This window comes from Stenotrophomonas sp. GW821-FHT01H02A (genome assembly GCF_059422145.1).
Genome location: NZ_JBWKWI010000008.1, coordinates 63,907 through 88,861, shown reverse-complemented (window position 1 = coordinate 88,861; position 24,955 = coordinate 63,907). Strand labels below are relative to the sequence as shown.

Below are 24,955 nucleotides of genomic sequence, written 5' to 3'. Positions count from 1 at the left end.
AGAGGTATTTCTGACAAGGAATTCGGTCTTTCACGACAGAAAGCGATGAGTGCGTATATCCAAGACGCCTCGCTGATTTTTTGTTCAAATAACACCTCAGCCACGCCACGGTTCGCAGTACGGTCCGCCTCTTTATTGGGCAGGACCGGACTGCATGACACACTCGCGCAGCGCAATGCTTCATCCACACCCGACTGCATGGTTGACCGCGTATCTGCTCATCAACGCGGTCGGGTCTGCCCTACCCGTGCTGCTGAACGTTACCTGGCCCGCTGCCATCGACGCGCGGCTGTTTCTCACCGTGGCACTGGCCAGCCAACTGACGCTCGCACTGGCGGTGTGCTGCCTGCCCGGCTGGTTACTGGGCAGCATCAAGCCGCTGCGTGCGCTGGCATTGCCCAGCGTGGTCACGCTGACCACGCTGTGGTGGGTAGCGCTGCTCATTGATGCCCGGGTGTTCCACCAGTTCGGTTTTCATCTCAATGGTCTGGTCATCGGCCTGCTGCTCAGCGGTCAGCTGCTGGACCAGCTCGGCCTGAACACCCTGTCCTGTCTGGTTGCCGGCGTCGCGCTGGTCGGCATGGCCACGCTGCAGCTGCTGTTGGCGCGCCGGCTTAAACGCCGGGGCATTGCCGCGCTGCCGCGCGCCCGTTGGCTGTTGGTGCTGCTACCCCTGCTACCGATCACCCAAGGGGTGGCGATCTGGTACGACGCGCGCAGCCGAGCCGATGCCATGACCGGACTGCGCCCCATTCCCTGGCTGCACACCGCGACTGCGCGGCGCCACTTGGCCAAGCTGGGCTGGGCCCAGGAAGACGGCATGGAACGCCAGCTGGCCGGGCAGCCCAGCAAAACCGCCCTGCAGTACCCGCACCAACCTTTGCAGTGCCGCGCGGAGCGGCCTATGAACGTGCTGATGATCGTGGTCGATTCGCTGCGTCATGACATGCTCACGCCTGCGCAGATGCCCAATGCCAGCCGCTTCGCTGCGCAGGGATGGCAGGCAGAGCAGCACTACAGCACCGGCAACAACACCATGCATGGCTTGTTCGGGCTGTTCTACGGCCTGCCGGCCCTGCATACCAACACCATGATCCACCACCGCCGCGGGCCGGAGCTGCTGCGCCAGCTGGACCAGCGTGGCTACCAGTTCCATCTGTATGGTGGCGCGTCGTTGCAGGGCGCCCGCATGGACCGGGCCGTGTTCGCGCAGGTCACCGCGCCGCTGCATACCGCGCCGAGTGATGTCGCCCAGGATCTGCGTGATCGTTACGTCGTCAATCAGCTGTCCGCTGCGCTGCGCAAGCAGCCCGCCGAGACACCGTTCTTCGGGTTCATGCTGCTGGACAGCGCCCATGTGCCCTATGCTGTTCCGGCCGATGCCGACCACCGGTTCCTGCCCCAGGCCAGATCAGGTGATCACTTCAAAACCCATCGCGGCACGGACCCGGCACCGTTGTTCAACCGCTACCGCAATGCCGTGCTCAATGCCGACACCCTGATCGGCCAGTTGCTGCAGGCCCTGGATGACAGCGGCCGCCGCGACGATACCGTAGTGATCATCACCAGCGACCACGGCGAGTCCTTCAACGATCTCGGCCAGAACGACTGGGGGCACAACGGAAATTTCAGCGATGTGCAGACCCGTGTGCCGATGGCGATCCGCTGGCCGGGCCGGGCAGCCGCCTCGGAGCCGGCCATCACCAGCCACATGGACATTGCACCGACGCTGCTGCGCCACCTGCTGGCCTGCAGCAATCCGCCGTCGGACCATTCGGCGGGGCTGGACCTGTTCGGCCCGCTGCCACCGATGCGCCCGCTGCTGGTGGAGTCATGGACCCAGCGCGCGGTACGCGTCGGCCCTCGGGCGCTGCTCGTGCGGCCCTATGGCATCGAGGTACGCGACGCCGACTATCGTCAGATCCCGGATACCACCTCAACGGCCGCCATCACCGCCGCCATCGTCGACCAGATGCAGCTGCTCCAACCCATCAGCAGGCCGTCGCCCTAGCGCGTTGGCGACACGGACCGATGGGCCGTCATGGCATGCACCGGCGCCGCACGCGGCAGGCTTCATCTGCAAACCACACGGGCGACGCGCACAATACCGCCCATGCCCGCCTCCCCCGCTGCCGGTGCACCCGGCCAGAAGAATCCCAGCCTGCGTGAGCGCGTCAATGCGATGCGCAACCTGCCCCCGTTCCTGCGCCAGGTCTGGCAGACCAGCCAGGGGCTGACCCTGGCCAGCCTCGGCCTGCGCGTGATCCGCGCGTTGCTGCCGGTGGCGATGTTGTACGTCGGCAAATTGATCATCGATGCCGCCGTGCAGCTCAGCCAGCATGACGCCGGCTTCCCGCCGTTCGGCGAGGCACTTTCCAGCGGCCTGCTCAACCCGCTGCTCGGCCTGCTCGCGCTCGAGTTCGGCCTGGCGATGGCCTCGGACCTGCTTGGCCGGATGGTCAGTTACGCCGATACGCTGCTGTCGGAGCTGTTCACCAACGTCACCAGCGTGCGGCTGATGGAACACGCGGCCGAGCTGGACCTGGAGGATTTCGAAGACCCCGACCTGCAGGACAAGCTGGACCGCGCACGGCGCCAGACCATGGGGCGGATGAACCTGATGAGCCAGCTGTTCGGCCAGGTGCAGGACAGCATCACGGTGGCCAGCCTCGCGGTCGGCCTGATCGTGTACGCGCCATGGTTGATCCTGTTGCTGGCAGTGGCACTGATCCCGGCGTTCATCGGCGAATCGCATTTCAACGCTGCCGGCTACAGCCTCAACTTCCAGTGGACGCCCGAGCGCCGCCAACTGGAGTACCTGCGCCAGATCGGGGCCAGCGTGGAAACCGCCAAGGAGGTGAAGATCTTCAACCTCCATCGCTTCCTGATCGATCGCTACAAGCTGCTCGCCGAGAAGTTCTATCTCGCCAACCGTACGCTGGCGCGCAAGCGCGCTATCTGGGGCACGCTGCTGGCCGCGCTCGGTACGCTGGGCTACTACGCCGCCTACGCCTACATCGCCTGGCGCACCGTGCGCGGCGATTTCTCGATCGGCGACCTCACCTTCCTGGCCGGCAGCTTCCTGCGCCTGCGCCAGTTGCTGGAAGGCCTGCTGATCGGCTTTTCGCAGGTTGCCGGCCAGGCCTTGTACCTGGACGACCTGTTCTCGTTCTTCCAGATCGAACCGGAAATCCACTCGCGCCCGGACGCCATCGCCATTCCGCAACCGATCACCCAGGGCTTCGTGTTCGAGAACGTCGGCTTCCGCTATCCGGATGCCGAAAGCTGGGCGGTGCGCCACCTGGATTTCGAACTGCGTGCCGGCGAAGTGCTGGCACTGGTCGGTGAGAACGGTGCTGGCAAGACCACCCTGGTCAAGCTACTGGCCCGCCTGTACGACCCCGACGAAGGCCGCATCCTGCTCGATGGCCGCGACCTGCGCGACTACGACCTGGATGACCTGCGCGCCAACATGGGCGTGATCTTCCAGGATTTCGTGCGTTACAACCTCAGTGCCGGCGAGAACATCGGCGTCGGCCTGGTCGAGGCGATGGGCGACGACGCCCGCATCCGCGACGCCGCCCGGCGCGGCATGGCCGATGAGGTGATCGCCGGCCTGCCCGGCGGCTACGACCAGCTGATCGGCCGCCGTTTCAAGATGGGCGTGGACCTGTCCGGTGGCCAGTGGCAGAAGATCGCGATCGCGCGGGCCTACATGCGCGATGCGCAGGTCATGATCCTCGATGAACCGACCGCGGCGCTGGATGCCCGCAGCGAGTTCGAGGTGTTCCAGCGGTTCAAGGAACTGTCCGACAACCGCACTGCGGTGCTGATCTCGCACCGCTTCTCTTCGGTGCGCATGGCTGACCGCATCCTGGTGCTGGCCGGCGGCCGGATCGAGGCCAGCGGCACCCATGCCGAACTGATGGCGCAAGGCGGCCGCTATGCTGAACTGTTCGAACTGCAGGCCGCCGGCTACCGCTGAAACCCAGGTACGACAGGCCTGCCCAGCCAGTCAATGAGAATTTATCTCATTTGAGATAAACTAGACCCGACGAAACCGACCAGAACCCCACCCCCATGTCTTCCGCTTTTGGCGCCGAAACGGTGCTTGAGGTCCGCCACTGGACCGACGCCTACTTCAGCTTCACCACGACCCGCGACAGCGGCTTCCGCTTCGAGAACGGCCAGTTCGTGATGATCGGTCTGGAAACCGAAGCGCGCCCGTTGCTGCGCGCGTACTCCATCGCCAGTGCCAACTGGGAAGAAAACCTGGAGTTCTTCAGCATCAAGGTGCAGGACGGCCCGCTGACCTCGCGCCTGCAGCACATCAAGCCGGGCGACAAGGTGCTGGTCGGCAAGAAGCCTACCGGCACCCTGTTGATCAGCGACCTGCATCCGGGCAAGCACCTGTACCTGCTCGGCACCGGCACCGGCCTGGCGCCGTGGCTGTCGGTGATCAAGGACCCGGAAACCTACGAGCGCTTCGACAAGGTGATCCTCACCCACGGCGTGCGCTATGAAAAGGACCTGGCCTACCGCGACCTGTTCGAGAAGGAACTGCGCGAGCACGAATTCCTTGGCGAGATGATCGGCGACAAGCTGCTCTACTACCCGGCCGTGACCCGCGAAGCCTTCCCCAACCAGGGCCGCCTGACCTCGCTGATGGAAAGCGGCGAGATGCAGAAGACCCTCGGCCTGCCGCCGCTGGATCCGGAAAACGATCGCGCCATGATCTGCGGCAGCCCGCAGATGCTGGCCGACCTGCGCACCGTGCTGGACAGCCGCGGCTTCCAGACCTCCCCGCGCATCGGCACGCCGGGCCACTACGTGTTCGAGCGCGCCTTCGTCGAAAAATGAGGACCAGCCACGCCATGCGTGGCTGAACCCCACCGAGGTCATGCAACACGAGCAGCCGGCCAGCGGCCGGCACTCCCTCTGGCCGCGCCCTGACCAGGGGCGGATCAGCCCAGCGCGGCCTCGATATCCCCGCGCAGCGACGCCGGCGTGTCGGTCGGCGCATAGCGCGCCAGCACCTGCCCATCGCGGCCCACCAGGAACTTGCTGAAGTTCCACTTGATCCCCCGCGTACCCAGCACCCCGGCCTTCTCGGCCTTGAGCCACTGCCACAGCGGATCGGCCCCGTCGCCGTTGACCTCCACCTTGTCCGACATCGGGAAACTGACCCCATAGGTCAGCGAACAGAACTCCCCGATCTGCGCCGCATCGCCCGGCTCCTGGTGCCCGAACTGATCGCAGGGAAACCCGATCACCACCAGCCCCCGCGGCCCGAACTCCCGCCACAGCGCCTCCAGCCCCTCGTACTGCGGCGTGAAGCCACACTTGCTGGCCACATTGACCAGCAACAACACCTTGCCCCGGTACTGCGCCAACGCCTGCGGCTGGCCCGACAGGTCCACGAACGGAAAATCGAAGGCAGTGGTCATGGCAGGGAGCTCCGTGGGAAAGACCTGATCTTAGCTCGCCCAGCGCATTCGGCTTGGTGAGCTGAGGTGCCGGCCAGCGCCTTCGCACCTATCAAACGCCGCTGTCCACGTGGCCGCGCCGCTCGCAATGCCCTGGCCTGGCCAAAACATGCCTTTCGACACAAGCCTCCTTCCGACGGCTCGGGTTACCCTCAAAGACTTGTCTGACCGGAGAATTCCCCTTGACCACCCGTCTTGCCCTCGCCGTCGCCGTGACCCTCGGCCTGGCCCTGCCCGCCTATTCCGCCACCGCTGCCACCCCGGCCGCGACCGCCGCCCAGCAGGCCAACCCGTTCTTCGCCGACAGCCCGCTGCCGCTGCATTTCCCGCAGTTCGACAAGATCAAGGACAGCGACTTCGCCCCCGCCTTCGACGCCGGCATGGCCCAGCAGCTCAAGGAAGTCGAGGCGATCGCCAACAACAAGGCCAAGCCGACCTTCGACAACACCCTCATCGCCCTGGAAAAGAGCGGTGACACCCTGGACCGCGCCACCACCGTGTTCTTCAGCCTGGTCGGTGCCGACACCAACGACGCACGCAAGAAGCTGCAGGCCGACTACTCCGCCCGCTTCGCCGCGCACAGCGACGCCATCGCGCTGAACGGCAAGCTGTTCGCCCGCATCCAGACCCTGTACGACACCCGCGCCCAGCTCGGCCTCGACGCCGAAGGCGTGCGCCTGGTCGAGAAGTACTACGAGAGCTACGTGCGCGCCGGTGCCAAGCTGTCCGAAGCGGACAAGACCAAGCTCAAGGAAATGAACGCCGAGCTGGCCAACCTGGGCACCAAGTTCAGCCAGAACGTGCTGGCCGAAGTGAACGCCTCGGCGATCACCGTCGATGACGTCAAGGAACTGGCCGGTCTCTCGCAGGAGCAGATCTCCGCCGCCGCCGAAGCCGCCAAGGCCCGTGGCCAGGACGGCAAGTACGTCATCACCCTGCTCAACACCACCGGCCAGCCGCCGCTGACCAACCTGGCCAACCGCGCCCTGCGCCAGAAGATCTACGAAGCCTCGGTCACCCGCGGCAGCCGCGGCGGCGAGTACGACAACACCGCCCTGGTCTCGCGCATCATGCAGCTGCGTGCGGACAAGGCCAAGCTGATGGGCTTTGCGAACTTCGCCGCCTACAACCTGACCAACCAGACCGCCAAGACCCCCGAAGCCGTCAACGCCATGCTCGGCCAGCTCGCCCCGGCCGCCGTCGCCAACGCCAAGCGCGAAGCCGCCGACCTGCAGGCCATGATCGACAAGGAACAGAAGGCCGCCGGCAAGCCGACCTTCAAGCTCGAAGCATGGGACTGGGCGTTCTACAGCGAGAAGGTGCGCCAGGCCAAGTACAACTTCGACGAATCCCAGCTCAAGCCGTACTTCGAAATGAAGAACGTGCTCGAAAACGGCGTCTTCCACGCCGCCCAGCTCGAATTCGGCCTGACCTTCAAGCAGCGCACCGACCTGCCGGTCTACCACGAAGACGTCACCGTCTACGACGTGTTCGATGCCGACGGCAGCCAGCTGGCGATCTTCATCTTCGACCCGTATGCACGCGCCTCCAAGCGCGGCGGTGCGTGGATGAACTCCTACGTCTCGCAGTCGGCACTGACCGGCTTCAAGCCGGTGGTCGCCAACCACCTCAACATCCCCAAGCCGCCGGCCGGCAAGCCGACCCTGTTGACCTGGGATGAAGTGACCACCACCTTCCACGAATTCGGCCACGCCCTGCACGGCATGTTCTCGAACGTGAAGTACCCCTACTTCTCGGGCACCTCGGTGCCGCGCGACTTCGTCGAGTTCCCCTCGCAGGTCAACGAGATGTGGGCCGATGACCCGGTCATCCTGAAGAACTACGCCAAGCACTACCAGAACGGCACGGCCATGCCGCAGGCCCTGCTCGACAAGGTCGTCGCCGCCGCCAAGTTCAACCAGGGCTTCGCCACCACCGAATACCTCGGTGCGGCCATGCTCGACCAGCGCTGGCACCAGATCGGCCCGGACCAGGTCCCGGCCGCCAAGGACGTCATGAAGTTCGAAGCCGAGGCCCTGGCCAAGGACGGCATCTTCTACGCGCCGGTCCCGCCGCGCTACAAGACCCCGTACTTCAGCCACATCATGGGCGGCTACTCGGCCGGCTACTACGCCTACATCTGGTCCGAAGTGCTCGATGCCAACACCCAGAAGTGGTTCCGCGAAAACGGCGGCCTGAGCCGCAAGAACGGCGACCACTTCCGCCAGACCCTGCTCTCCAAGGGCGGCAGCGTCGATGCGATGGAACTGTTCCAGAACTTCGCCGGGCATGCCCCGCAGATCGAGCCGCTGCTCGAGAAGCGCGGCCTGACCTCGGGCGACGGCAAGAAGTAAGCGTCCGCTTCAACGACGTGCAAGACAAAAAACGCCCGGCACTGCCGGGCGTTTTTTGTGCGGCCATCTCATCTCACCGCGGCGCCACATATCCGCCGGGCACCCCATTGGGCGACAGCACCAGTTGCCACAACTGCGCATGCCGGCAGCGGAAGCTCGCCATCGAGCCGGCCAGATAGAACCGCCACATCCGGCGGAACCGCTCGTCATAGCGCTGCGCATCCAACCGCGGCCACGCCGCCTCGATGTTGGCCCGCCACGCCTGCAGCGTGCGGTCGTAATCGGTGCCGAAATTGTGCCAGTCCTCCAGCACGAACAAACCCTCGAACGCCTCGGTCATCTGCGCTGCCGAGGGCAGCATCGAGTTCGGGAAGATGTACTTCGCGATCCACGGATCGGTGCGATGCCGCGACAGATTGCTGCCGATCGAATGCAGCAGGAACAATCCTTCGGGCCGCAGGCAGCGCCGCGCCATCTCGAAATACCCGCGATAGTTCTTGTCGCCCACGTGCTCGAACATGCCCACCGACAGGATCGCGTCGAAGGACTCCTGCACGTCATGGTAATCCTGCAGCCGTATCTCGATCGGCAGCCCCGCGCACAACTGCCGCGCATACTCTGCCTGCTCCCGCGAGATCGTCACGCCGACGCCGGACACGCCATAGCGCTCGGCGGCGAACTTCAGCGCCTCGCCCCACCCACAGCCGATATCCAGGATGCGCTGTCCAGGGCGCAGGCCCAGTTTGCGGCAGATCAGGTCGAGCTTGGCCTCCTGCGCCGCATCCAGGTCCGTGGCCTCGCGCCAGTAACCACAGCTGTAGACCAGCCGTTGGCCAAGCATCGCCTCGTACAGATCATTGCCCAGATCGTAATGGCGGCGTCCGACCTCGAAACTGCCGGCGCCGGCCTGCAGATTGAACACCCGCGCCTTGAGCGCATCAGCGAGGTCGCGCCAGCCGTGCACGCGCTCGTCCAGATGCGCCTGCATCAGATGGAAGAGGAAGTCGTCCAGCGAGTGGGCGTCCCACTGCCCGTCCATGTAGCTCTCGCCCAGGCCCAGCGAGCCCTGGGCCATGACCCGCGCATGGAAGCGCGGGTCGTGCACCGTGATGTCCTGCGGCTGGTCACCATCAACGGTGACCCCCGCTTCATGCAGCAACCCTGTGACCCGTCGTTGCAGCCCAGCGTCCACGTCGCCTCCGTCGATCAGCCCCGGGCGAACAACTCCGCGACATCCTGACCCACGTGCGGCACCAGCACGGCGGCCGGGACGTCCACGGTCTGCGTGCCGTCCGAGTACGGCCCTACCTGGTAGGGCGGGAACACGAAGCGTATCGCAGAGATACGCCCGTCGGAACCGGTCAGCGGCTGGAACTGGCTGAAGTTGTCCGCGCTGGGCCCGGTGCCATCGGCGATCAGCCGGCTGGCGTTGCGCAGGGATTCCTGCATCTGCGCCGGCTCCAGCTCATCGCCGCTCAGGCGCGTCGCCACGCGCTCGCGCAGCTGGTCGGCCACGTAATCGCTGATCGCCTTCCAGCCCTTGTCGTCGGCCACCAGCTTGTCGGCGGTCAGCATCTGCTGCTGCGCCGGCAGCCACACGAAGCGCGCCACCAGCGGCTCACCGTGGGCACCGCCGGTGTAGCGGCTGCCATCGGCCGTGACCACCACCAGCTGCGGCGTCTCCAGTACCTTCTCGAAGGTCAGCGAGAGCTCGTAGGGCATGGTCGGCTTGTCGTTGCCCAGCCCGTCCAGCGCCTGCTGCAGCTCTGCCCGCGCACTGTCGGCATAGCCGCCCAGCGCCTTGGCCAGGCCGGGGTACCGGGCGATGTCCGGCGGATAAGTGATCCCGACCACCGCCTGCGGCGAGGTCTCGATCACGTCGCGCAGCTCGACCGGCGCGTCCGCCGCCACCGCCGGTGCGGTCGGTTCTGCAGCCGTCTCCGTCGGCGCCACCGGCGCCGGCGTGTCACCGTCGCGCTTGCAGCCTGCCACCATCACCAGGCCCATAGCCAAGGCCAACGCGCTGGTGCGCAGCGCGCGCCGGTTTCCTGCGATGCTCATCCTGAAATCCCCTTGTTGTAACCCACCATCATGATCGGCCATCCCTGAAGCATGACCCGCTGTCCTCACCGGACCAGCAGGTCGTCGTACTCCTCGTGCCGCTGCAGGAACGCTTCGGCGTAAGCACAGGCCGGCACTACCTTGAATTTCTGTTCGCGCGCGTAGCGCAGCGCCACCTTGGTCAACTCACCCGCGACACCACGGCCGGCGATCGGCTCGGGCACCTCGGTGTGGGTGATGATCATCCGCTTGCGCTTGATCTGGTAATCCAGCAGTGCCAGATGCCCTTTGACCCGGGCCTGGAACCGGTGATTGGCCAGATCGTGCTCCACCTCGTAAGCCAGTCCGGGCGGCGTGACCGAAGCCATGAGCGGTGTCTCCTGCGGCGACTGCAGCGATAGTGCGCAGCTGGCCGCCATGATCGCGTGAAGCCTGAACAGGGGCAAGCAGCGACGTATTGCGTCACATCCAGCCCTAAAGCCTGGCGCGTTCAAGCCGATACCGGATCCGGACAGGGCGTGAAAGCTGGCATGGCTTTTGCGAAGACCTGCCTGTACGTACCCGCGCTTCCGGAGGTCCGCATGGACAACACCACACCTGCCCCCGCCGCCCACGGCGATGCCGACAGCTCCCTGCTCGAAGGCCTGTTCCAGCTGGCCGTGAACGGCCAGACCCAGGGCTGGGAATTCGACCAGATCGACAACGAGGTCTATGCCCGGTTGCTCAGCACCTATGGCGTGGACGGCAAGAAGGCCGCGTAAACCGCGGCCTTCCAGGGTCCTTCGATGCGTACCGACCGACGGTCGGTACGCCCGGCTCAACCGCCCAGGCGGAAGGTCGGGTTGCTCAGCTCACCCAGGAAGTGGCTGAAGATGCTCGGCTGCATGGCCAGCATGAACAACACGCCGAACGCCGCACCGGCCAGGTGCGCGCTGTGGTTGATGCGATCGCCACCGCGGCGGTCCATCCAGATGCTGTAGCCCACGTAGAACACCGCATAGATGATCGCCGGGGCCGGGATGAACAGCACCAGGATGATCGACCACGGCTTGATCAGGATGAAGGCGAACAGCACCGCCGACACCGCGCCCGATGCCCCCAGGCTGAGGTAGTTCGGATTTTTCTGGTTCTTCAGGTAGCTGGGCAGGATCGAGACCAGCAACGCGCCCAAGTAGAACGCCGGATAGGTCAGGTAGCTGCCGCTCAACTGCAGCATCACCTGTTCGATGAAGCCGCCGAAGAAGAACAGCGTGATCATGTTGAACGCCAGGTGGGACAGATCGGCGTGGATGAACCCGTAGGTGATCAGGCGATCGTACTGACGGTTGCGATCCACTGCCGGCGGCCACAGGATCAGGCGGTCGGCCAGCGCGCGGTTCTTGAACGCCATCCACGACACGATGACGGTGATGGCGATCAGCAGCAGGTTGACTGGGGTCATGTCAGGCTCAGGCGGTGCGGTAGTTGTCGACCATACGATAGCGCTTGGCATACCAACCGAAGGCCAACGCCGCCAGGAACGCGAAGCCGGCGAAGAAGAACATCAGGAACGCCGCCTCGCTCAACCCGGTACTGGCGATCTGGTGGGTCACCGTGTCGTTGCGCACCGCCGCGTTGGACAGCAGCACCCACAGGTTGCCGATGGTGGTGGTCAGGTTCCAGAAGCTCATCACCACGCCCTTCATCGCCTGCGGCGCCTGGCTGTAGGCGAACTCCAGGCCGGTGGCCGAGACCAGCACCTCACCGAAGGTCAGCAGCGCGTACGGCAGCATCTGCCAGAAGATCGACATGACGTTGCCGCCATCCATCATCACCTGGATGCCGCCGACCACGATCCAGGCCAGGCCGCTGAAGGCGATGCCAGCGGTCATCCGGCGCAGCGCGGTCGGCTCGAAGCCGAAACGGCGCAGCATCGGGTACAACACCAGGTTGTTGAACGGGATCAGGATCATCACCAGCAACGGGTTCAGCGCCTGCATCTGCGAGGCGGTGAACCAGCTCGGCATGGCCATCTGCTGGCCCTGCAGGACCCAGGTCGAGGCCTTCTGGTCGAACAGCGAGAAGAACGGGGTGGTCAGGGCGAAGATCACCAGCACGCGCAGCACCGAGCGCACGCCCTCCACCGCCTCGGCCGGATGCACCGCGCGGGCGCGGTCCAGCTGCATCCAGGTGCCGCCGCCGATGCCGGCCAGCAGCAGGACCAGGGCGATGCACAGGCAGATCACGATGCCCAGGCTGCCGACCAGGCCCATCGAGGCCACCGCCAGCACGGCACCGAGGATCGCCAGGGTACGACCCGGACGCCCCTTGCCCGGCACCTGCGCCGACAGCGCGGTACGCACGACATTGCCGAACGAATGCGGGTCCTTCGGCGGCAGCGGGACCAGCACATAGCGCTTGCGGCCCATCCAGAACACGAAAGTGGCCACGAACATCAGGATGCCCGGGATACCGAAGGCCCATGACGGACCCAGGTTCTTCAGCGCCAGCGGAATCAGCAGCGAGGCGAACAGCGAACCGAAATTGATGATCCAGTAGAAGGCGTCGAACACCACCTTCGCCAGATGCTTGTTGCTCTGGTCGAACTGATCGCCCATGAACGAGGCCACGAGCGGCTTGATGCCACCGGCGCCGAGCGCGATCAGGCCCAGGCCGACGAAGAAGCCCTGGCGGCTGTCCTCGAAGATGGCCAGACAGGCATGGCCGGCGCAGTAGATCAGGCTGAACCACAGGATGGTGTGGTACTTGCCGAAGAATTTGTCGGCCAGCCAGCCACCGAGCAGCGGGAAGAAATACACGCCGATCATGAAGCTGTGCATGATGTCCTTGGCCTCGCCGGCGCGGCCATCGGCGGTGATCTCCTGCAGCAGCAGCGAGGTGATCAGGAACTGCACCAGGATGTTGCGCATCCCATAGAAGCTGAAGCGTTCGCAGGCCTCATTGCCGATGATGTAGGGAATCTGGCGCGGCATCTTTCCTTTGCCTGCGCTGGCGGCTGCGATATTGCTCATCCTGTGGGGCTGTCCTGCGAACACGAAAGGACCAAGATTACCGGAAGCCCCCACCCCAGCGCACGCTGCACAGCTGCATGACAGGGGACGCCGTACATGCCAGGCGGGGCGAAAACGACCTCGCGGGATGGCATGCATGTCACGGATCGTCGACGGCAGAAGCGTAAACTTATCGTTATGCGCACGCACATCACCGGCGGGACCCGAGGTTGGACAGGCTGGATCCTGCTGCTGTTGCTGGCGGCCCCCGCCGCCTGGGCCCATGCCCGCCAGGCGGATGACGCACTGCCCTCGCTGAAGATCGCCACGCTGGAGCTGCCGACCCAGGACGATGCGCAGTGGCAGCAGCGACGGGACCAGGTGCTGCAGCTGCTGGAGTCGATGCAGCCGGACGTGATCGCGGTACAGCGCGTGCTGCAGACCCAGGGCCGCAACCCGGCCTGCTGGCTGGCCAGCCGGTTGCGCTACAGCTGCGATTTCGTCACCGCCGATCCGCCCAGCCAGCCCCTGCGCCACGGAAGCGCCATGCTGACCCGGCTGCCGGTGACCGATGACGCCGTCACCCTGCTGCATCCGCCCGGGCAGTTCAGCGCCGCCGGCATGCTGCGGGTCAAGCTGCGCGAAGAACTGATCAACATCTACGTGGCCCGGCTGCGGCCGGAACCGGACGATGCCGAGCTCCGCCGCCACCAGACCAGCGACCTGATGACCTGGATCGGCGCGACTGCCGACGGCCTGCCCTCGCTGATCGCCGGCGACTTCTCGGCCGAGATCACCGAGCTGGTGGGCAGCACCCCGGGGTTCCAGCCAGCCCGCAAGAATCCGGGCGACCGCGTGGACCCGCCGTCGTTGGCCGGCGCGGCGCGGGGCCACGGCCTGGACGTGTTGTTCCAGGTCAAGCACTTCGGCGGCATCCGCCAGGACAGCATCAAGCTGCCGGCCAGCGAAGGCGAGGCGGCGGCGATGCGGCTGGGCACCATGGCCACCCTGCGCCTGCAGACGCCGGAAAGTACCGGCGCACCCTGAGTCGCCGCGCTGCGCTCGTCGGCCCAACCAAAAACGGCCAGGCATCACTGCCTGGCCGTTCGCGCATCAGCTGACCGTGCCGATCAGGCAATGGCTTCCTGGTAACGACGCTCGACTTCGTTCCAGTCGACGACGTTGAAGAACGCGCCGATGTATTCCGGGCGACGGTTCTGGTACTTCAGGTAGTACGCGTGTTCCCACACGTCCAGGGCCAGGATCGGCGTGTTGCCGTCCATCAGCGGACTGTCCTGGTTGGCGCTGCTTTCGACCACGACCTTCTTGTCCGGGGTGACGCTCAGCCAGGCCCAGCCGCTGCCGAAGCGGGTCAGCGCGGCCTTGGTGAAGGCTTCCTTGAACTTCTCCACGCCGCCCAGCTGCGAATCGATCGCCTTGGCGACGTCACCGACCGGAGCGCCGCCGCCGTTGGGCGACATCACGGTCCAGAACAGGGTGTGGTTGGCATGGCCGCCGCCGTTGTTGCGCACGACGCCCTGCAGGTTTTCCGGCAGCGACTTGGTCTTCTTGACCAGCTCTTCCACCGGCAGGTCGGCATATTCGGTGCCTTCCAGCGCAGCGTTGACGTTGTTGATGTACGTCTGGTGATGCTTGGTGTGGTGGATTTCCATCGTCGCTGCGTCGATATGCGGCTCGAGCGCGTCGTAGGCGTAGGACAGCTTGGGGAGGGTATAGGCCATGTGGTTCTCCTGGTAGCTCACTCACCCGGCAAAGACCGGGCGTTGCGGAGTCGATGATGGGGATGGCCGACAAGCTTACCAAGGGTCATGTAAAGGAAACTTCGTCCCGCGCGGTCGATGGCGTGTCGGGATCGTTACGCGACAGTGACGGTGTCCGCCGCCGCAGCGGGCGCGTCGCGGTGCGGCATGCCTGTTCGGCTGGGCCTCACCGTGCAGGGCGATGATCGCAGTAGAGTAGTGCCCTCGCCCATCGCTCCCGGCCCCTCATGCGCAAGCCGCTGCTGTTGTTGATCGCCATCGTGCTGCTGGTCGGTGGCTTGGCCGCCATCAAGCTGGCCCAGCGCCCGCCCGCGCCGCAGTTCGCGCCATCGCTGACCCAGCCGGACAGCGCGCCGGCCACCCCTGGACCGACGCCATCGAGCCGGACGACGCACGATCCCCTGCCCCCGTTCCTGCCGGCCGAAGCGCGCGACACCATCGCGCTGATCCAGCGTGGCGGCCCGTTCCCGCACCGCCAGGACGGCAGCATCTTCAGCAACCGCGAACAGCGGCTGCCACAGCGGCCGCGCGGCTATTACCACGAATACACGGTGGACACGCCCGGTGCCGGCAACCGCGGCGCACGACGCATCGTCACCGGCGGCACACCCCCTACCGGCTGGTTCTATACCGATGATCACTATGAAACGTTCCGCAGTTTCGACGTTCCACCTGCCGGGAGCTGGCAATGACGCATGACGGATTCGAGCTGGGCCTGCACGACATCAACAACGCCGGCATCTATGCGATCGGCAACGATGATGTCGCCCCTTTGTCAGCGGCGATGCGCGATGCCGGCCTGCGCGTGATCCAGGTCGACCTGGCCGGTTGCCACGACAAGCGAATGCTGCTGATGCGGCTGGCCGCCCGCCTGGACTTCCCGACCGGGTTCGGCGGCAACTGGGATGCGCTGACCGACAACCTGCGTGACCTGGCCTGGCTGCCGGCCAATGGCTATGCGCTGTTCTTCAACGATGCCGATGCGCTGCGCACCGATGCGGGCGCGGATTTCGACACGCTGCTGGATGTGCTGGACGAAGCCAGCCGCTACTGGGGCGACAGCAACGTGCCATTCTGGGCATTCGTGGCCCTGCGCGATGCAGACGTGGACCTGGACGAGGACGCCGCGACGCCGTAACCGAGGGCAGCCCCCCATGGGTGGCTCTACCCGCCGATGAGGCGCAGCCTCATCGGCTGCCGTTGTCTTCCTGCAGTTCTTTCTTGAACGGGATGTCCGGCGGTGGACGCGCGATGGCAGGTTGGTCCTGCATGTTCGGATCGCTCAGGCCGCAGCCGCCACCAAACTGCAGGACGGAGATCACGCAGGAAATCGATGAGCTCGTGCCCGGGATCGGGATCTCGACCGCCTTGATGCCCTTGCGGACCCATTCGGCCAGCAGCGATTCGTTGGGTGCCCAGTATTTGTCGAACGAGGTCGGCGTGTAGTCGTAGGGCGGGCGCTTGAGCCAGGTGCCGGACTGCGCGATGCGCTCCTTGCTCCAGCCATCCTTCTCGCCACCCGGCGCGCCGCGCTCGGTAGTGCCATGGCCATCCTGGCCAGGCACGCGCACGCTGCCATCGGCCTTGAACAGACTGCTGCCATTGCCCTGGGTCGCGCTCACGGCCCGGCCGTTGAGGTCGGCATCCTGCGGATGATTGGCCGCGCCCCAGTCGTCGGAACGATTGGGCGTGGTCCAACTGCCCGGCGGCGCCTTCGACGGGCTCGGCGACGACCGCGTCGCAGCGGCTGCCGTCGCCGAACTGGCCGCCGCGCTGGCCGCGGCTGCGGCCGGGGCCGTCGCCGTTCGGGTTGGCGCGGCCGGTGATGGCGGTGCCGGACGCGGTGCGGCGTTGGGCACCGCGCGTTCGCGCACGGCGACCTCGGGCGATCGGCCGGGTACGGCCACCTCGCGCGTGGGCACTGTGGCCACGTTTACCGCCGGCGCGGTCACCGGCCGGACCTCGCGCTCGCGCACCTGTACGTCGCGTTGCGGCACGGCGGCGTCCACGCGCGGCCCGGGAATGGCCACGGTCGGTGTCGGGGCTTCGACCACGGTGATCTGCCGCTCCTGCACGCTCAGCTCGGGCGTGCGCAATTGCGGCTCGGCCGGGCGTGGCGCGGGTACGGTGGCGCGCGGTGTCGGCGCCTCCACGGTGACCACGGTGCGTTCGCGAACCGCAATGTCCTGCGGTTCGCGCGTGAGCACCCGCACTTCGGTACGCGGCACGCTGGTTGGCGGCACCACGAAATCCGTCGTGGCCTGGGCTACTTCCGTCGCCTGGACCGGCTGTTCCACCGCCGGGGTGGCGGGCGGGGCCGGTTGCGACTCGCTCGGCGGCGTCGGTGCCGCGGTCGGCGGCGGGGCGGATGCCGTGCGCGCATCGGCTTCGGCCTGCGTCTTCGCCTGCGCGCTGTCCATCGCCGCAGCAACAGCAGCTTGAGCGGCGACCGGTTCGGCAACGGCAGCTTGCCCGCCGTCGTCCTGCTGCGGCGTGCCCCGGCCGACCAGCTCCACCTGCATGCGCCCGCTCTCGCCACCCTGTTCCGGCTCGCTCGGCGGCCGGATCAAGGCCACCCACAGCAACAACAGCGCGAACAGCAGATGCAGCAGCGCGCTGATCAGCGCCGAGGTCCAGCGCATCCAGCGCTGGTCGCGCGGCGCGGGATCCCAGCCCTGCCAGAGCAGCCGCCGCATCGCCTGGACGAAACTCAGTTCGGGCAGGCGCCCACCGGGAGGCATCGGCTCACGCTGGACCAGTTCGGCCAATACTTCGCTGGCGCGGAACGGCCGCGGCAACGGCGACAACGCGCGCAGCCACAGGCCCCACCCATAGGGGAGGCCGGTGGTTTTTTCGAGAATGCGATTGTCCGGCTGGCGAGCCAGCAGCCAATCGAGGATGTCGTCAGCCCGGCGCAGTGGCACGCAGCGGGATCAGGCAGCCGTGCCGCGGGGAATATACGGCGCGTCGCCACTCTCGTGGTCGGTCGCGTCGCGCACCGCGGTGATCCCGGGCACGCGTCCCATCAGGGTCTTTTCAATGCCCTGCTTGAGCGTGACATCGGCCATGCCACAGCCCTGGCAGCCGCCGCCGAAGCGCAGCAGCACCACGCCCTCGGCCGAGACCTCCTGCACGGCGACCTTGCCACCATGCGAGGCCAGCTGCGGATTGACTTCGTTTTCCACCACCCAGCGCACGCGCTCGACCAGGGACGAGCCTTCGGTCGGCGCCTCGCCCTTGATCTTGGGCGCTTTGATGGTCAGCTGCTGGCTGCCGGTGGCGTTGGTGACGAAATCGATCTCGGCGCCATCGAGCCAGGCCACGCTGGTCGCGGCCACATAGAGGGTGAAGCCATCGCAGTCCACCGCCCACTCATCACCGAGCAGTTCGCCGGGGTCGGCAAACTCCAGGCGGGCATCGGCGCGCGGGGTACCCGGATCGACGGCGGTCAGGCGCACGCCCATGCCGGGCACGGCCTCACGTTCGATCAGCTTGCGGAAATAGGATTGGGCAGTGTCGGATATCTGGATCATCGGGCTATTCTAGCCAATCCCTTGTTATGCGCTCATTCGGTTTATACACCGGACCGCGCATTGTTCAGTCATCCAGATGTGGAGGAACCCATGGCCGACCTGATTCCGCTGGCGCAAGCCCATTGCGTGCCGCGCAAAGGCAGCGACCACAAGCTCGGCACCGCCCGGGTCACCGAGCTGCTGGCCCAGATTCCCGGCTGGGAACTGGCCGAGGCCGGCCAGGCGCTGACCCGTACCTTCCGCTTCGACAACTACCACGGCACCATGGCCTTCGTGAACGCCCTGGCCTGGACCGCCCACCGCGAAGACCACCACCCGGACCTGGGCGTGCATTACGACCGCGCCGTGGTGCGCTTCTCCACCCATGACGTGGGTGGCCTGAGCGAAAACGACTTCATCTGCGCGGCAAAAGCCTCGGCCCTGACGGAGTAACCCCATGAAACTGCAGTACATCGCGCTGCCCAGCCTTGCCCTGGCCATCCTGGCCGGCTGCAACAAGACGCCTGCCGAACCAGCCGCTCCGGTCACTGCCCCCACCGAGGTCGCCGCGGTCAAGACGCCGCCACCGGAGTACCCGATCGAACTGGCCTGCCAGGGCATCGGCGGCACCAGCACCTTCAAGGTGACCATCGCCAGCGACGGCCAGCCCAGCCAGGTCCAGCTCGCCAGTGGCAGTGGCAACGCCCAGCTCGACGAGCAGGCACAAAAGGCCGTGCAGGCTTGGCAGTTCAAGGCCGCGACCCGCGCCGGGCAGACCGTCTCGACCACGATCCAGGTCCCGGTGAGCTTCAATCCGCCGCAGCCCAAGCCGGACCAGTGCTTCGCGGTCGAAGAGCGGCTGCGTCGCGGCGGCTGATCGCCGCCTTGTTGTGAGGTCAGCCGCCGCAAGCCGCGCATCAAGAATCGTCAAGGCGCCGGTCGGATCGACGCGTCGCCACGCGCCCGGTGATCACCGCTTTCCGCCGAGCACCGCCCTGCAGCGGGCCGGCCGGGAAGCGCGCGGATCACGGGGCGTACTTTTCTCGTACAAGGACGCGTTGGCGGATGCCAGATATTTCCAGTGAAAACGTATGGATCGCCCTGGCGGTGACCCTGGCCGCCGGCCTGGCCACCGCGCTGGGCAGCCTGATGGTGCTGTTCTCGCGCCGCCCCAACCCACGCCTGCTGGCGTTCGGACTGGCCTTTGCCGGCGGCGCGATGGTGTTCGTCTCGTTGACGGAGATCCTCAACAAGGCGATCGATTCATTCACGCAGGCCTATGACGCCCGGCTGGGCTTCGCCTATGGCACCGCGGCCTTCCTGGTCGGCGTACTGCTGATCGTGGTCATCGACCACCTGATCCCGAACCCCCACGAGAGTCTGGACAAGCAGGACCCGCTGTTCCGCGACAACAACAAGGCCTACATCAAGCGGGTCGGCCTGCTGACCGCCGTGGCGATCACCGCGCACAACTTCCCCGAGGGCCTGGCGACCTTCTTCGCCACCCTGGAGAGCCCCTCGGTCGGCATGCCGCTGGCCTTCGCCATCGCCATCCACAACATTCCCGAGGGCATCGCGATCGCGGTGCCGGTGTATTTCGCCACGCAGAACAAGTTCTATGCGTTCGGCGCCAGCCTGCTGTCCGGGCTGGCCGAACCGATCGGCGCGGCGATCGGCTATGTCGCCCTGTCCGGGGTGCTCAACCACGCTACCTTCGGCTGGGTGTTCGGGATCATCTCGGGCGTCATGGTGTTCCTGGCCCTGGACGAACTGCTGCCGGCGGCCAAGCGCTATGCCAAGGGCCACGAGACCGTGTACGGCCTGGTGGCCGGCATGGGCAGCCTGGCGATCAGCCTGGTGCTGTTCAAGTGGTGATGGGCCGGGGCGCCCGCCGGTTCATTTCAACCGGTTCAACACCTCCACCAGCTCCTCGGCCAGCGGTGCATTGATCAGGTAAGGCGTCTTGCCCGCGTCCAGCGCGAACTCCAGCGAGGCCGCGTGCAGGAACAGCCGTTTGAGTCCGATCTGCTCACGAAGCCGCTTGTTGACGTCCGGATCGCCGTACTTGTCGTCACCAGCCACCGGGTGCCCCAGGTGCTGGGCATGCACGCGGATCTGATGGGTGCGGCCGGTCTCAATCCGCACTTCGCAGTACGAATGGCCGCCCTTGCGCTCCAGCACCTTGAAGTGGCTGATCGACTCCTTGCCGATCGGATTGACCTGCACGTGGCGCTCGCCGCCCTGGCGCAGTCCCACGTGCAGCGGGGCATCGACGGTCATGGTGCCGTCGGGCATGCGGCCGGCCAGCAGGGTCAGGTAACGCTTGCGGATGCCGGCGCCATGGTCTTCACGCAGCAGCGCCTGCAATTCGCTCAGGGCCGAACGCTTCTTGGCCACGATCAGCAGGCCGGAGGTATCCCGGTCCAGCCGATGGACCAGCTCCAGGGTCTTGCCCGGGCGCAGCGCGCGCAGGGTTTCGATGGCGCCGAAACTGATACCGCTGCCGCCGTGGCTCGCCACGCCCGACGGCTTGTTCAACGCCAGCAGCCGATCGTCTTCGAACACGATGGCATCTTCCAGCCTTTTCATGAACGCAGCGGGCGGACCGGCTTTGTCGCCCTCCTCGTTGAGACGGACCGGCGGCACCCGGACTTCGTCGCCGCCTTCGAGCTTGCGCTCGGCCTTGGCGCGGCCGCCGTTGACGCGGACCTGGCCACTGCGCACGAGCTTGTAGATCAGGCTGCGCGGTGCACCCTTGAGCTGGCCGAGCAGGAAGTTGTCCAGGCGTTGCCCGGCGCGGTCGGCCGGGACAGTGATGATACGTACGCTGGTCATGGCTTCAGCGGCTTTGGGGGTGGGCTCGGTAACGGTCATTGGCCTTTTATTCTGTTACACTCGGCGGGCGAGATAAGGGATTGATTTCGTTGGAAGTTGCTCTGGGCCAGAAGCCCGACTTCCCGCGATTCCGGCACAGTGCGCAGCCACCGCCCCCGGGGCGGCCATGTTAGCGGCTCACCGGCGGTCCCGGCCATCGCCGGATGTCTGACACGCATTCGCGCTGAACATGTCCCTGTGGCGCTCCAGCCTGGCTGAAAGCTGCCTCCGGCCCAGTTACACCCAAACCAAAACAAATGAAGCGCTCCCGCGGCCTGCCGTGGTGTCGTAGCGCTGGAAACCCAAACCGCCCTCCCCGCGCATGCGCGATGGGCGGTGAAGCGTGACCAGAAGCGAAACCCCATGGCGTTCCGCGCGGTAGCAGCGCGCGAGGAACGCAAGAATGAAGCGAATGCTGATCAATGCCACGCAGGCTGAAGAGCTGCGGGTAGCCATCGTGGATGGCCAGACGCTGTACGACATCGACATCGAACAGCCGTCCAAGGAACAGAAGAAGTCGAACATCTACAAAGGCCGCATCACGCGCCTTGAGCCTTCCCTGGAAGCGGCCTTCGTCGAATACGGCGGTGAGCGCCATGGCTTCCTGCCGCTGAAGGAAATCTCCCGCGATTACTTCCAGGCTGGCGTCGACCACAACAAGGCCGGCATCCGCGAGCTGCTGCGCGAGGGCCAGGAAGTCGTGGTCCAGGTGGACAAGGAAGAGCGTGGCAACAAGGGCGCCGCCCTGACCACGTTCATCTCGCTGGCCGGCCGTTACATGGTCCTGATGCCGAATTCGCCGAGCGCCGGTGGCGTCTCGCGTCGCATCGAGGGCGAAGACCGTGCCGCGCTGAAGGACGCGCTGGACAAGCTGAACATCCCCGACGACATGGGCGTGATCATCCGCACCGCCGGCGTCGGCCGCGATGCCGAAGAGCTGCAGTGGGATCTGGACTACCTGCTGCAGGTCTGGAAGTCGATCGCCGAGGCGGCGCTGACCAAGCCGGCCTCGTTCCTGATCTACCAGGAATCGCGCCTGATCGTGCGCGCCCTGCGTGACTACCTGCGCGCCGATGTCGGCGAGATCCTGGTGGACACCGAGGAGCTGTACGAAACCGCCCAGGAGTTCATGCAGCAGGTGATGCCGCAGACCCTGCGCAAGCTCAAGCATTACAAGGACGACATCCCGCTGTTCAACCGCTTCCAGATCGAATCGCAGATCGAAGGCGCCTATGAACGCAACGTCCGCCTGCCGTCCGGCGGCTCGATCGTGGTCGACCAGACCGAAGCGCTGACCGCCATCGACGTGAACTCCTCGCGCGCCACCAAGGGCAGCGACATCGAGGACACCGCCTTCCAGACCAACCTGGAAGCGGCTGAAGAAGTGGCCCGCCAGCTGCGCCTGCGCGACCTGGGCGGCCTGGTGGTCATCGATTTCATCGACATGGCCTCCAACAAGCACCAGCGCGAAGTCGAGAACCGCCTGCAGAACGCGCTCAAGTACGACCGTGCACGCGTGCAGCTGGGTCGCATCTCGCGCTTCGGCCTGATGGAAATGAGCCGCCAGCGCCTGCGCCCGAGCCTGGGCGAATCCAGCCAGATCGTCTGCCCGCGCTGCGACGGCCATGGCCGCATGCGCAGCGTCGAGTCGCTGTCGCTGTCGATCATCCGCGTGGCTGAAGAGCATGCGATGAAGGAGAACACCGGGCAGGTGCTGGTCCAGGCGCCGGTCGAGATCGCCAACTACCTGCTCAACGAAAAGCGCAGCGCGCTGCGTGAGATCGAACAGCGCCATGACGCGCCGATCGTGATCGTCGCCGATGAGCAGCTGCACACCCCGCATTACGAAGTCACCCGCCTGCGCGAGAACGAGCTGGGCGAAGAGAGCGGCAAGCCGAGCTACCAGCGCGGCACCCCGCGCAAGCTGCCGGTGCACGCCCTGACCAAGGCCCAGCTGAACATCCCGGTCGCCCCGGTGGTGACCCAGGTCAAGCACAGCCAGCCGGCCCCGGTTCGCGACGTGCCGGAACCCGAAGCCGCACCGGCCCCGGTCGCCGCCCCGGTGGCGGCTCCGGCCGCGACCGGCGTGGTGGGTTGGTTGAAGCGCATCTTCGGCGGTGAGCCGGCCCCGGCCGCCACGCCGCAGCCGAGCAGCCGTCCGGGCCAGGATGGCAACCGCAATGGTCGCAACAAGGACCGCAACGGCAAGGATCGCAATGGTCGCCGCGATGAGCGTGGCGAGCGTGGCGGTAACGGCAATGCGCAGGCGCAGGGCCGTGGCAAGGACCGTGGCGAGCGTGGCCCGAAGGGTGAGCGTCGCGACGAGCGCCGCCAGGACGCCGCCGCACCGGCCAACGGCAACGCCGCCCAGGTGCAGGCGCCCGGCCAGGGCAAGCCGCGCAACGAGCAGCAGCCGGCCAAGCCGCGCAATGAAGCGCGTAATGACCAGCAGCAGCCGAAGCTGAAGCAGAAGCAGGGCCAGAACGGCCAGGCCAAGCCGCAGCAGAATGACGGCGACAAGCCGGCCGTGAGCGAAAAGCCCGCGCGCCAGCCGCAGGCCGAGGCCGCCAAGCCGACCCCCGCGGCACCGGTCGCCGCCGATGCCGCGGTGATCGCCGCCGCTGCCGTGGTCGCCACCGATGCCACGGCATCGGCTGCCCACGCGCAGGACGCGACCAAGGCCGCCGTGGCCGAGGACGCGCAGGCTGCAGTGAGCGACGCTGGCGAACAGGGTGATGCCCCGGCCAACGCCGAAGACGGTACCGGTGAAGGCGCTTCGCGTCGTCGTCGCGGTCGTCGTGGTGGCCGTCGCCGCCGCCGTGGCAACGGTGAGCAGGCTGCCGGCAGCGATGGTCTGAATGGTGATGACAACGGCCTGGATGACGAGGGCGACGACCAGGATGGCGATCAGGACGGCGACACCGCCGCCCCGGCCGAGCGTCAGGTCGCCAACAACGGTCAGCCGCAGCCGGAGTTCGAGTTCGATGACGAATCCGGCAACGCGCCGGCCGCCGCACCCGCACCGGTCCAGGCACCGCGCCCGGCCCCGGTGGCGGCCGTCGCTGCCGCGGCGCCGGTCGCAGTGGTCAGCAGCCCGGTGGTGACCGCCGGCCACACCGAGCCGACCCCGGCAACGGTGGTGGCTGCACCGGTCGCCGAACAGGCATCGACCCCGGTCGTTGAAAAGGCCGCCGCCCCGGCAGCCGAGCCGGTCGCCGAGAAGGCCCCGGCCTCGTACAACGACCCGGTGCCGTTCGTGGAAAGCCCGAAGCCGACCCCGGCCGCTGCCCAGCCGGCCGCACCGGTGGAAGCATCGCGTCCGGTTGAACCGGTGGCGGCTCCGGTCGCGGCTCCGGTGGCTCCGGTGGCTCCGGTGGCTCCGGCCCCGGTCGCTGCTCCGGTGGCTCCGGCTCCAGTGGCTGCTCCGGCAGCTCCGGCTCCGGTAGCGGCTCCAGCGGCTCCGGCTCCGGTCGCGGCTCCGGCGGCTTCGGCGGCTTCGGCTCCGGCGGCTGCTCCGGCAGCTCCGGCTCCGGCCGCTGCTCCGGCGGCCCCGGTTGTTCAGACCGCCGCGGAGGAAGTGAAGGAGCCGACCGCCGCGCCGGTGCAGACCAGCATGCTGGATGCCGTCGATGCGACCCAGGCCCCGGCCCAGGCGGCCGCCCCGCAGGCCCGCACCGAATCGGCCCCGGCCGGCCCGGTCGTGCATAACGGGCAGCTGTTCGGTTCGGCCGCCAGCGAGACCCCGGCCGCGACCGACGCCGCCGAACAGGCCGCGCAGGCCGAAGCCCGCGAGGACATCCCGACCGATGCCGCGCAGGCCGAGAAAGGCAACAAGGCGGACCAGGAAAAGCACGACACGCTCTGATCCTGGGTAAGTGATGCAACAAACAGACAGCG

The 24,955-nt window shown here is 66.6% G+C and carries 22 protein-coding genes; 12 read left to right on the top strand and 10 right to left on the bottom strand.

Features of this window, described 5'->3' with window-relative positions:
* Positions 1-154 precede the first annotated feature (154 nt).
* The 3 genes from AC07WC_RS13380 to AC07WC_RS13370 all read left to right on the top strand — a co-directional run bounded on the left by AC07WC_RS13380 (position 155) and on the right by AC07WC_RS13370 (position 4,860).
* Positions 155-2,011 (top strand): sulfatase-like hydrolase/transferase, encoded by a 1,857-nt coding sequence (locus tag AC07WC_RS13380; RefSeq protein WP_495210428.1) that lies wholly within the window; start codon positions 155-157, stop codon positions 2,009-2,011.
* A gap of 102 nt (positions 2,012-2,113) precedes the next feature.
* The gene (locus AC07WC_RS13375; RefSeq protein WP_495210427.1) at positions 2,114-3,985 is read left to right on the top strand and encodes an ABC transporter ATP-binding protein; all 1,872 of its coding nucleotides are present in this window, start codon (positions 2,114-2,116) and stop codon (positions 3,983-3,985) included.
* A 95-nt stretch (positions 3,986-4,080) separates the two neighbouring features.
* A complete protein-coding gene (locus AC07WC_RS13370; protein WP_019185907.1) occupies positions 4,081-4,860 on the top strand; it encodes a ferredoxin--NADP reductase in 780 nt (259 codons plus the stop codon).
* 104 nt (positions 4,861-4,964) lie between these two features.
* Here the strand turns inward: AC07WC_RS13370 and AC07WC_RS13365 are convergent, their stop codons facing one another.
* A complete protein-coding gene (locus AC07WC_RS13365; protein ID WP_495210426.1) occupies positions 4,965-5,447 on the bottom strand; it encodes a glutathione peroxidase in 483 nt (160 codons plus the stop codon).
* 221 nt (positions 5,448-5,668) lie between these two features.
* On the opposite strand from AC07WC_RS13365, the gene AC07WC_RS13360 reads away from it, so the two are divergent.
* Complete coding sequence (locus AC07WC_RS13360) at positions 5,669-7,840, top strand: M3 family metallopeptidase (protein WP_495210425.1); 2,172 nt, start codon at positions 5,669-5,671, stop codon at positions 7,838-7,840.
* Between the two features lie 73 nt (positions 7,841-7,913).
* Here AC07WC_RS13360 and cfa read toward each other — a convergent pair whose 3' ends face one another.
* From cfa to AC07WC_RS13345, 3 genes are all read right to left on the bottom strand, one after another.
* A complete protein-coding gene (gene cfa, locus AC07WC_RS13355) occupies positions 7,914-9,032 on the bottom strand; it encodes a cyclopropane fatty acyl phospholipid synthase (protein WP_495210424.1) in 1,119 nt (372 codons plus the stop codon).
* A gap of 14 nt (positions 9,033-9,046) precedes the next feature.
* The gene (locus tag AC07WC_RS13350; protein ID WP_495210423.1) at positions 9,047-9,901 is read right to left on the bottom strand and encodes a DUF3298 and DUF4163 domain-containing protein; all 855 of its coding nucleotides are present in this window, start codon (positions 9,899-9,901) and stop codon (positions 9,047-9,049) included.
* 65 nt (positions 9,902-9,966) lie between these two features.
* Positions 9,967-10,269, bottom strand: a complete 303-nt coding sequence (locus AC07WC_RS13345) for a GNAT family N-acetyltransferase (RefSeq protein ID WP_121041132.1) — start codon at positions 10,267-10,269, stop codon at positions 9,967-9,969.
* Between the two features lie 213 nt (positions 10,270-10,482).
* Here AC07WC_RS13345 and AC07WC_RS13340 point away from each other — a divergent pair, with 213 nt between their 5' ends.
* Entirely contained in the window at positions 10,483-10,662 is a 180-nt protein-coding gene (locus AC07WC_RS13340; protein ID WP_495210422.1) for a hypothetical protein, read from the top strand.
* A gap of 56 nt (positions 10,663-10,718) precedes the next feature.
* On the opposite strand, the gene AC07WC_RS13335 is transcribed toward AC07WC_RS13340, so the two are convergent.
* Complete coding sequence (locus tag AC07WC_RS13335; RefSeq protein ID WP_495210421.1) at positions 10,719-11,342, bottom strand: rhomboid family intramembrane serine protease; 624 nt, start codon at positions 11,340-11,342, stop codon at positions 10,719-10,721.
* Between the two features lie 7 nt (positions 11,343-11,349).
* Positions 11,350-12,912, bottom strand: a complete 1,563-nt coding sequence (locus AC07WC_RS13330) for a POT-type proton-dependent oligopeptide transporter (RefSeq protein ID WP_495210420.1) — start codon at positions 12,910-12,912, stop codon at positions 11,350-11,352.
* Positions 12,913-13,089: 177 nt separating this feature from the next.
* Between AC07WC_RS13330 and AC07WC_RS13325 the strand changes: the two genes are divergently transcribed.
* Positions 13,090-13,938: an endonuclease/exonuclease/phosphatase family protein gene (locus AC07WC_RS13325; RefSeq protein ID WP_495210419.1), complete on the top strand. Its 849-nt coding sequence runs from the start codon at positions 13,090-13,092 to the stop codon at positions 13,936-13,938.
* Between the two features lie 83 nt (positions 13,939-14,021).
* Here the strand turns inward: AC07WC_RS13325 and AC07WC_RS13320 are convergent, their stop codons facing one another.
* Positions 14,022-14,633: a superoxide dismutase gene (locus AC07WC_RS13320; protein ID WP_019182895.1), complete on the bottom strand. Its 612-nt coding sequence runs from the start codon at positions 14,631-14,633 to the stop codon at positions 14,022-14,024.
* Positions 14,634-14,899: 266 nt separating this feature from the next.
* On the opposite strand from AC07WC_RS13320, the gene AC07WC_RS13315 reads away from it, so the two are divergent.
* Both AC07WC_RS13315 and AC07WC_RS13310 read left to right on the top strand, forming a co-directional pair.
* Positions 14,900-15,364 (top strand): guanyl-specific ribonuclease, encoded by a 465-nt coding sequence (locus AC07WC_RS13315; protein WP_495210418.1) that lies wholly within the window; start codon positions 14,900-14,902, stop codon positions 15,362-15,364.
* Positions 15,361-15,810, top strand: coding sequence for a barstar family protein (locus AC07WC_RS13310; RefSeq protein WP_495210417.1), 450 nt, complete (start codon positions 15,361-15,363; stop codon positions 15,808-15,810). Before AC07WC_RS13315 ends, AC07WC_RS13310 begins: the two co-directional genes overlap by 4 nt.
* 49 nt (positions 15,811-15,859) lie before the next feature.
* Here the strand turns inward: AC07WC_RS13310 and AC07WC_RS13305 are convergent, their stop codons facing one another.
* Positions 15,860-17,596, bottom strand: coding sequence for a hypothetical protein (locus AC07WC_RS13305; protein WP_495210416.1), 1,737 nt, complete (start codon positions 17,594-17,596; stop codon positions 15,860-15,862).
* Positions 17,597-17,605: 9 nt separating this feature from the next.
* A complete protein-coding gene (locus tag AC07WC_RS13300) occupies positions 17,606-18,205 on the bottom strand; it encodes an NfuA family Fe-S biogenesis protein (RefSeq protein WP_495210415.1) in 600 nt (199 codons plus the stop codon).
* A gap of 90 nt (positions 18,206-18,295) precedes the next feature.
* On the opposite strand from AC07WC_RS13300, the gene AC07WC_RS13295 reads away from it, so the two are divergent.
* From AC07WC_RS13295 to zupT, 3 genes are all read left to right on the top strand, one after another.
* Positions 18,296-18,637, top strand: a complete 342-nt coding sequence (locus tag AC07WC_RS13295) for a 4a-hydroxytetrahydrobiopterin dehydratase (RefSeq protein WP_495210414.1) — start codon at positions 18,296-18,298, stop codon at positions 18,635-18,637.
* Between the two features lie 4 nt (positions 18,638-18,641).
* Positions 18,642-19,061 (top strand): energy transducer TonB, encoded by a 420-nt coding sequence (locus tag AC07WC_RS13290; protein ID WP_495210413.1) that lies wholly within the window; start codon positions 18,642-18,644, stop codon positions 19,059-19,061.
* Positions 19,062-19,249: 188 nt separating this feature from the next.
* The gene (gene zupT, locus AC07WC_RS13285) at positions 19,250-20,059 is read left to right on the top strand and encodes a zinc transporter ZupT (RefSeq protein ID WP_019182887.1); all 810 of its coding nucleotides are present in this window, start codon (positions 19,250-19,252) and stop codon (positions 20,057-20,059) included.
* 21 nt (positions 20,060-20,080) lie between these two features.
* On the opposite strand, the gene AC07WC_RS13280 is transcribed toward zupT, so the two are convergent.
* Positions 20,081-21,058: an RluA family pseudouridine synthase gene (locus tag AC07WC_RS13280; RefSeq protein ID WP_026069733.1), complete on the bottom strand. Its 978-nt coding sequence runs from the start codon at positions 21,056-21,058 to the stop codon at positions 20,081-20,083.
* A 403-nt stretch (positions 21,059-21,461) separates the two neighbouring features.
* Between AC07WC_RS13280 and AC07WC_RS13275 the strand changes: the two genes are divergently transcribed.
* Positions 21,462-24,923: an Rne/Rng family ribonuclease gene (locus AC07WC_RS13275; protein ID WP_495210412.1), complete on the top strand. Its 3,462-nt coding sequence runs from the start codon at positions 21,462-21,464 to the stop codon at positions 24,921-24,923.
* Positions 24,924-24,955: the final 32 nt, after the last annotated feature.

Coding starts and splice junctions, on each gene's coding strand:
- AC07WC_RS13325 (WP_495210419.1), top strand. CDS start 13,090: ATGCGCACGCACATCACCGGCGGGACCCGAGGTTGGACAGGCTGGATC.
- AC07WC_RS13310 (WP_495210417.1), top strand. CDS start 15,361: ATGACGCATGACGGATTCGAGCTGGGCCTGCACGACATCAACAACGCC.
- AC07WC_RS13330 (WP_495210420.1), bottom strand. CDS start 12,912: ATGAGCAATATCGCAGCCGCCAGCGCAGGCAAAGGAAAGATGCCGCGC.
- AC07WC_RS13300 (WP_495210415.1), bottom strand. CDS start 18,205: ATGATCCAGATATCCGACACTGCCCAATCCTATTTCCGCAAGCTGATC.
- AC07WC_RS13295 (WP_495210414.1), top strand. CDS start 18,296: ATGGCCGACCTGATTCCGCTGGCGCAAGCCCATTGCGTGCCGCGCAAA.
- AC07WC_RS13320 (WP_019182895.1), bottom strand. CDS start 14,633: ATGGCCTATACCCTCCCCAAGCTGTCCTACGCCTACGACGCGCTCGAG.
- AC07WC_RS13350 (WP_495210423.1), bottom strand. CDS start 9,901: ATGAGCATCGCAGGAAACCGGCGCGCGCTGCGCACCAGCGCGTTGGCC.
- AC07WC_RS13280 (WP_026069733.1), bottom strand. CDS start 21,058: ATGACCGTTACCGAGCCCACCCCCAAAGCCGCTGAAGCCATGACCAGC.
- zupT (WP_019182887.1), top strand. CDS start 19,250: ATGCCAGATATTTCCAGTGAAAACGTATGGATCGCCCTGGCGGTGACC.
- AC07WC_RS13380 (WP_495210428.1), top strand. CDS start 155: ATGACACACTCGCGCAGCGCAATGCTTCATCCACACCCGACTGCATGG.
- AC07WC_RS13345 (WP_121041132.1), bottom strand. CDS start 10,269: ATGGCTTCGGTCACGCCGCCCGGACTGGCTTACGAGGTGGAGCACGAT.
- AC07WC_RS13335 (WP_495210421.1), bottom strand. CDS start 11,342: ATGACCCCAGTCAACCTGCTGCTGATCGCCATCACCGTCATCGTGTCG.
- AC07WC_RS13275 (WP_495210412.1), top strand. CDS start 21,462: ATGAAGCGAATGCTGATCAATGCCACGCAGGCTGAAGAGCTGCGGGTA.
- AC07WC_RS13365 (WP_495210426.1), bottom strand. CDS start 5,447: ATGACCACTGCCTTCGATTTTCCGTTCGTGGACCTGTCGGGCCAGCCG.
- AC07WC_RS13340 (WP_495210422.1), top strand. CDS start 10,483: ATGGACAACACCACACCTGCCCCCGCCGCCCACGGCGATGCCGACAGC.
- AC07WC_RS13315 (WP_495210418.1), top strand. CDS start 14,900: ATGCGCAAGCCGCTGCTGTTGTTGATCGCCATCGTGCTGCTGGTCGGT.
- AC07WC_RS13370 (WP_019185907.1), top strand. CDS start 4,081: ATGTCTTCCGCTTTTGGCGCCGAAACGGTGCTTGAGGTCCGCCACTGG.
- AC07WC_RS13375 (WP_495210427.1), top strand. CDS start 2,114: ATGCCCGCCTCCCCCGCTGCCGGTGCACCCGGCCAGAAGAATCCCAGC.
- AC07WC_RS13290 (WP_495210413.1), top strand. CDS start 18,642: ATGAAACTGCAGTACATCGCGCTGCCCAGCCTTGCCCTGGCCATCCTG.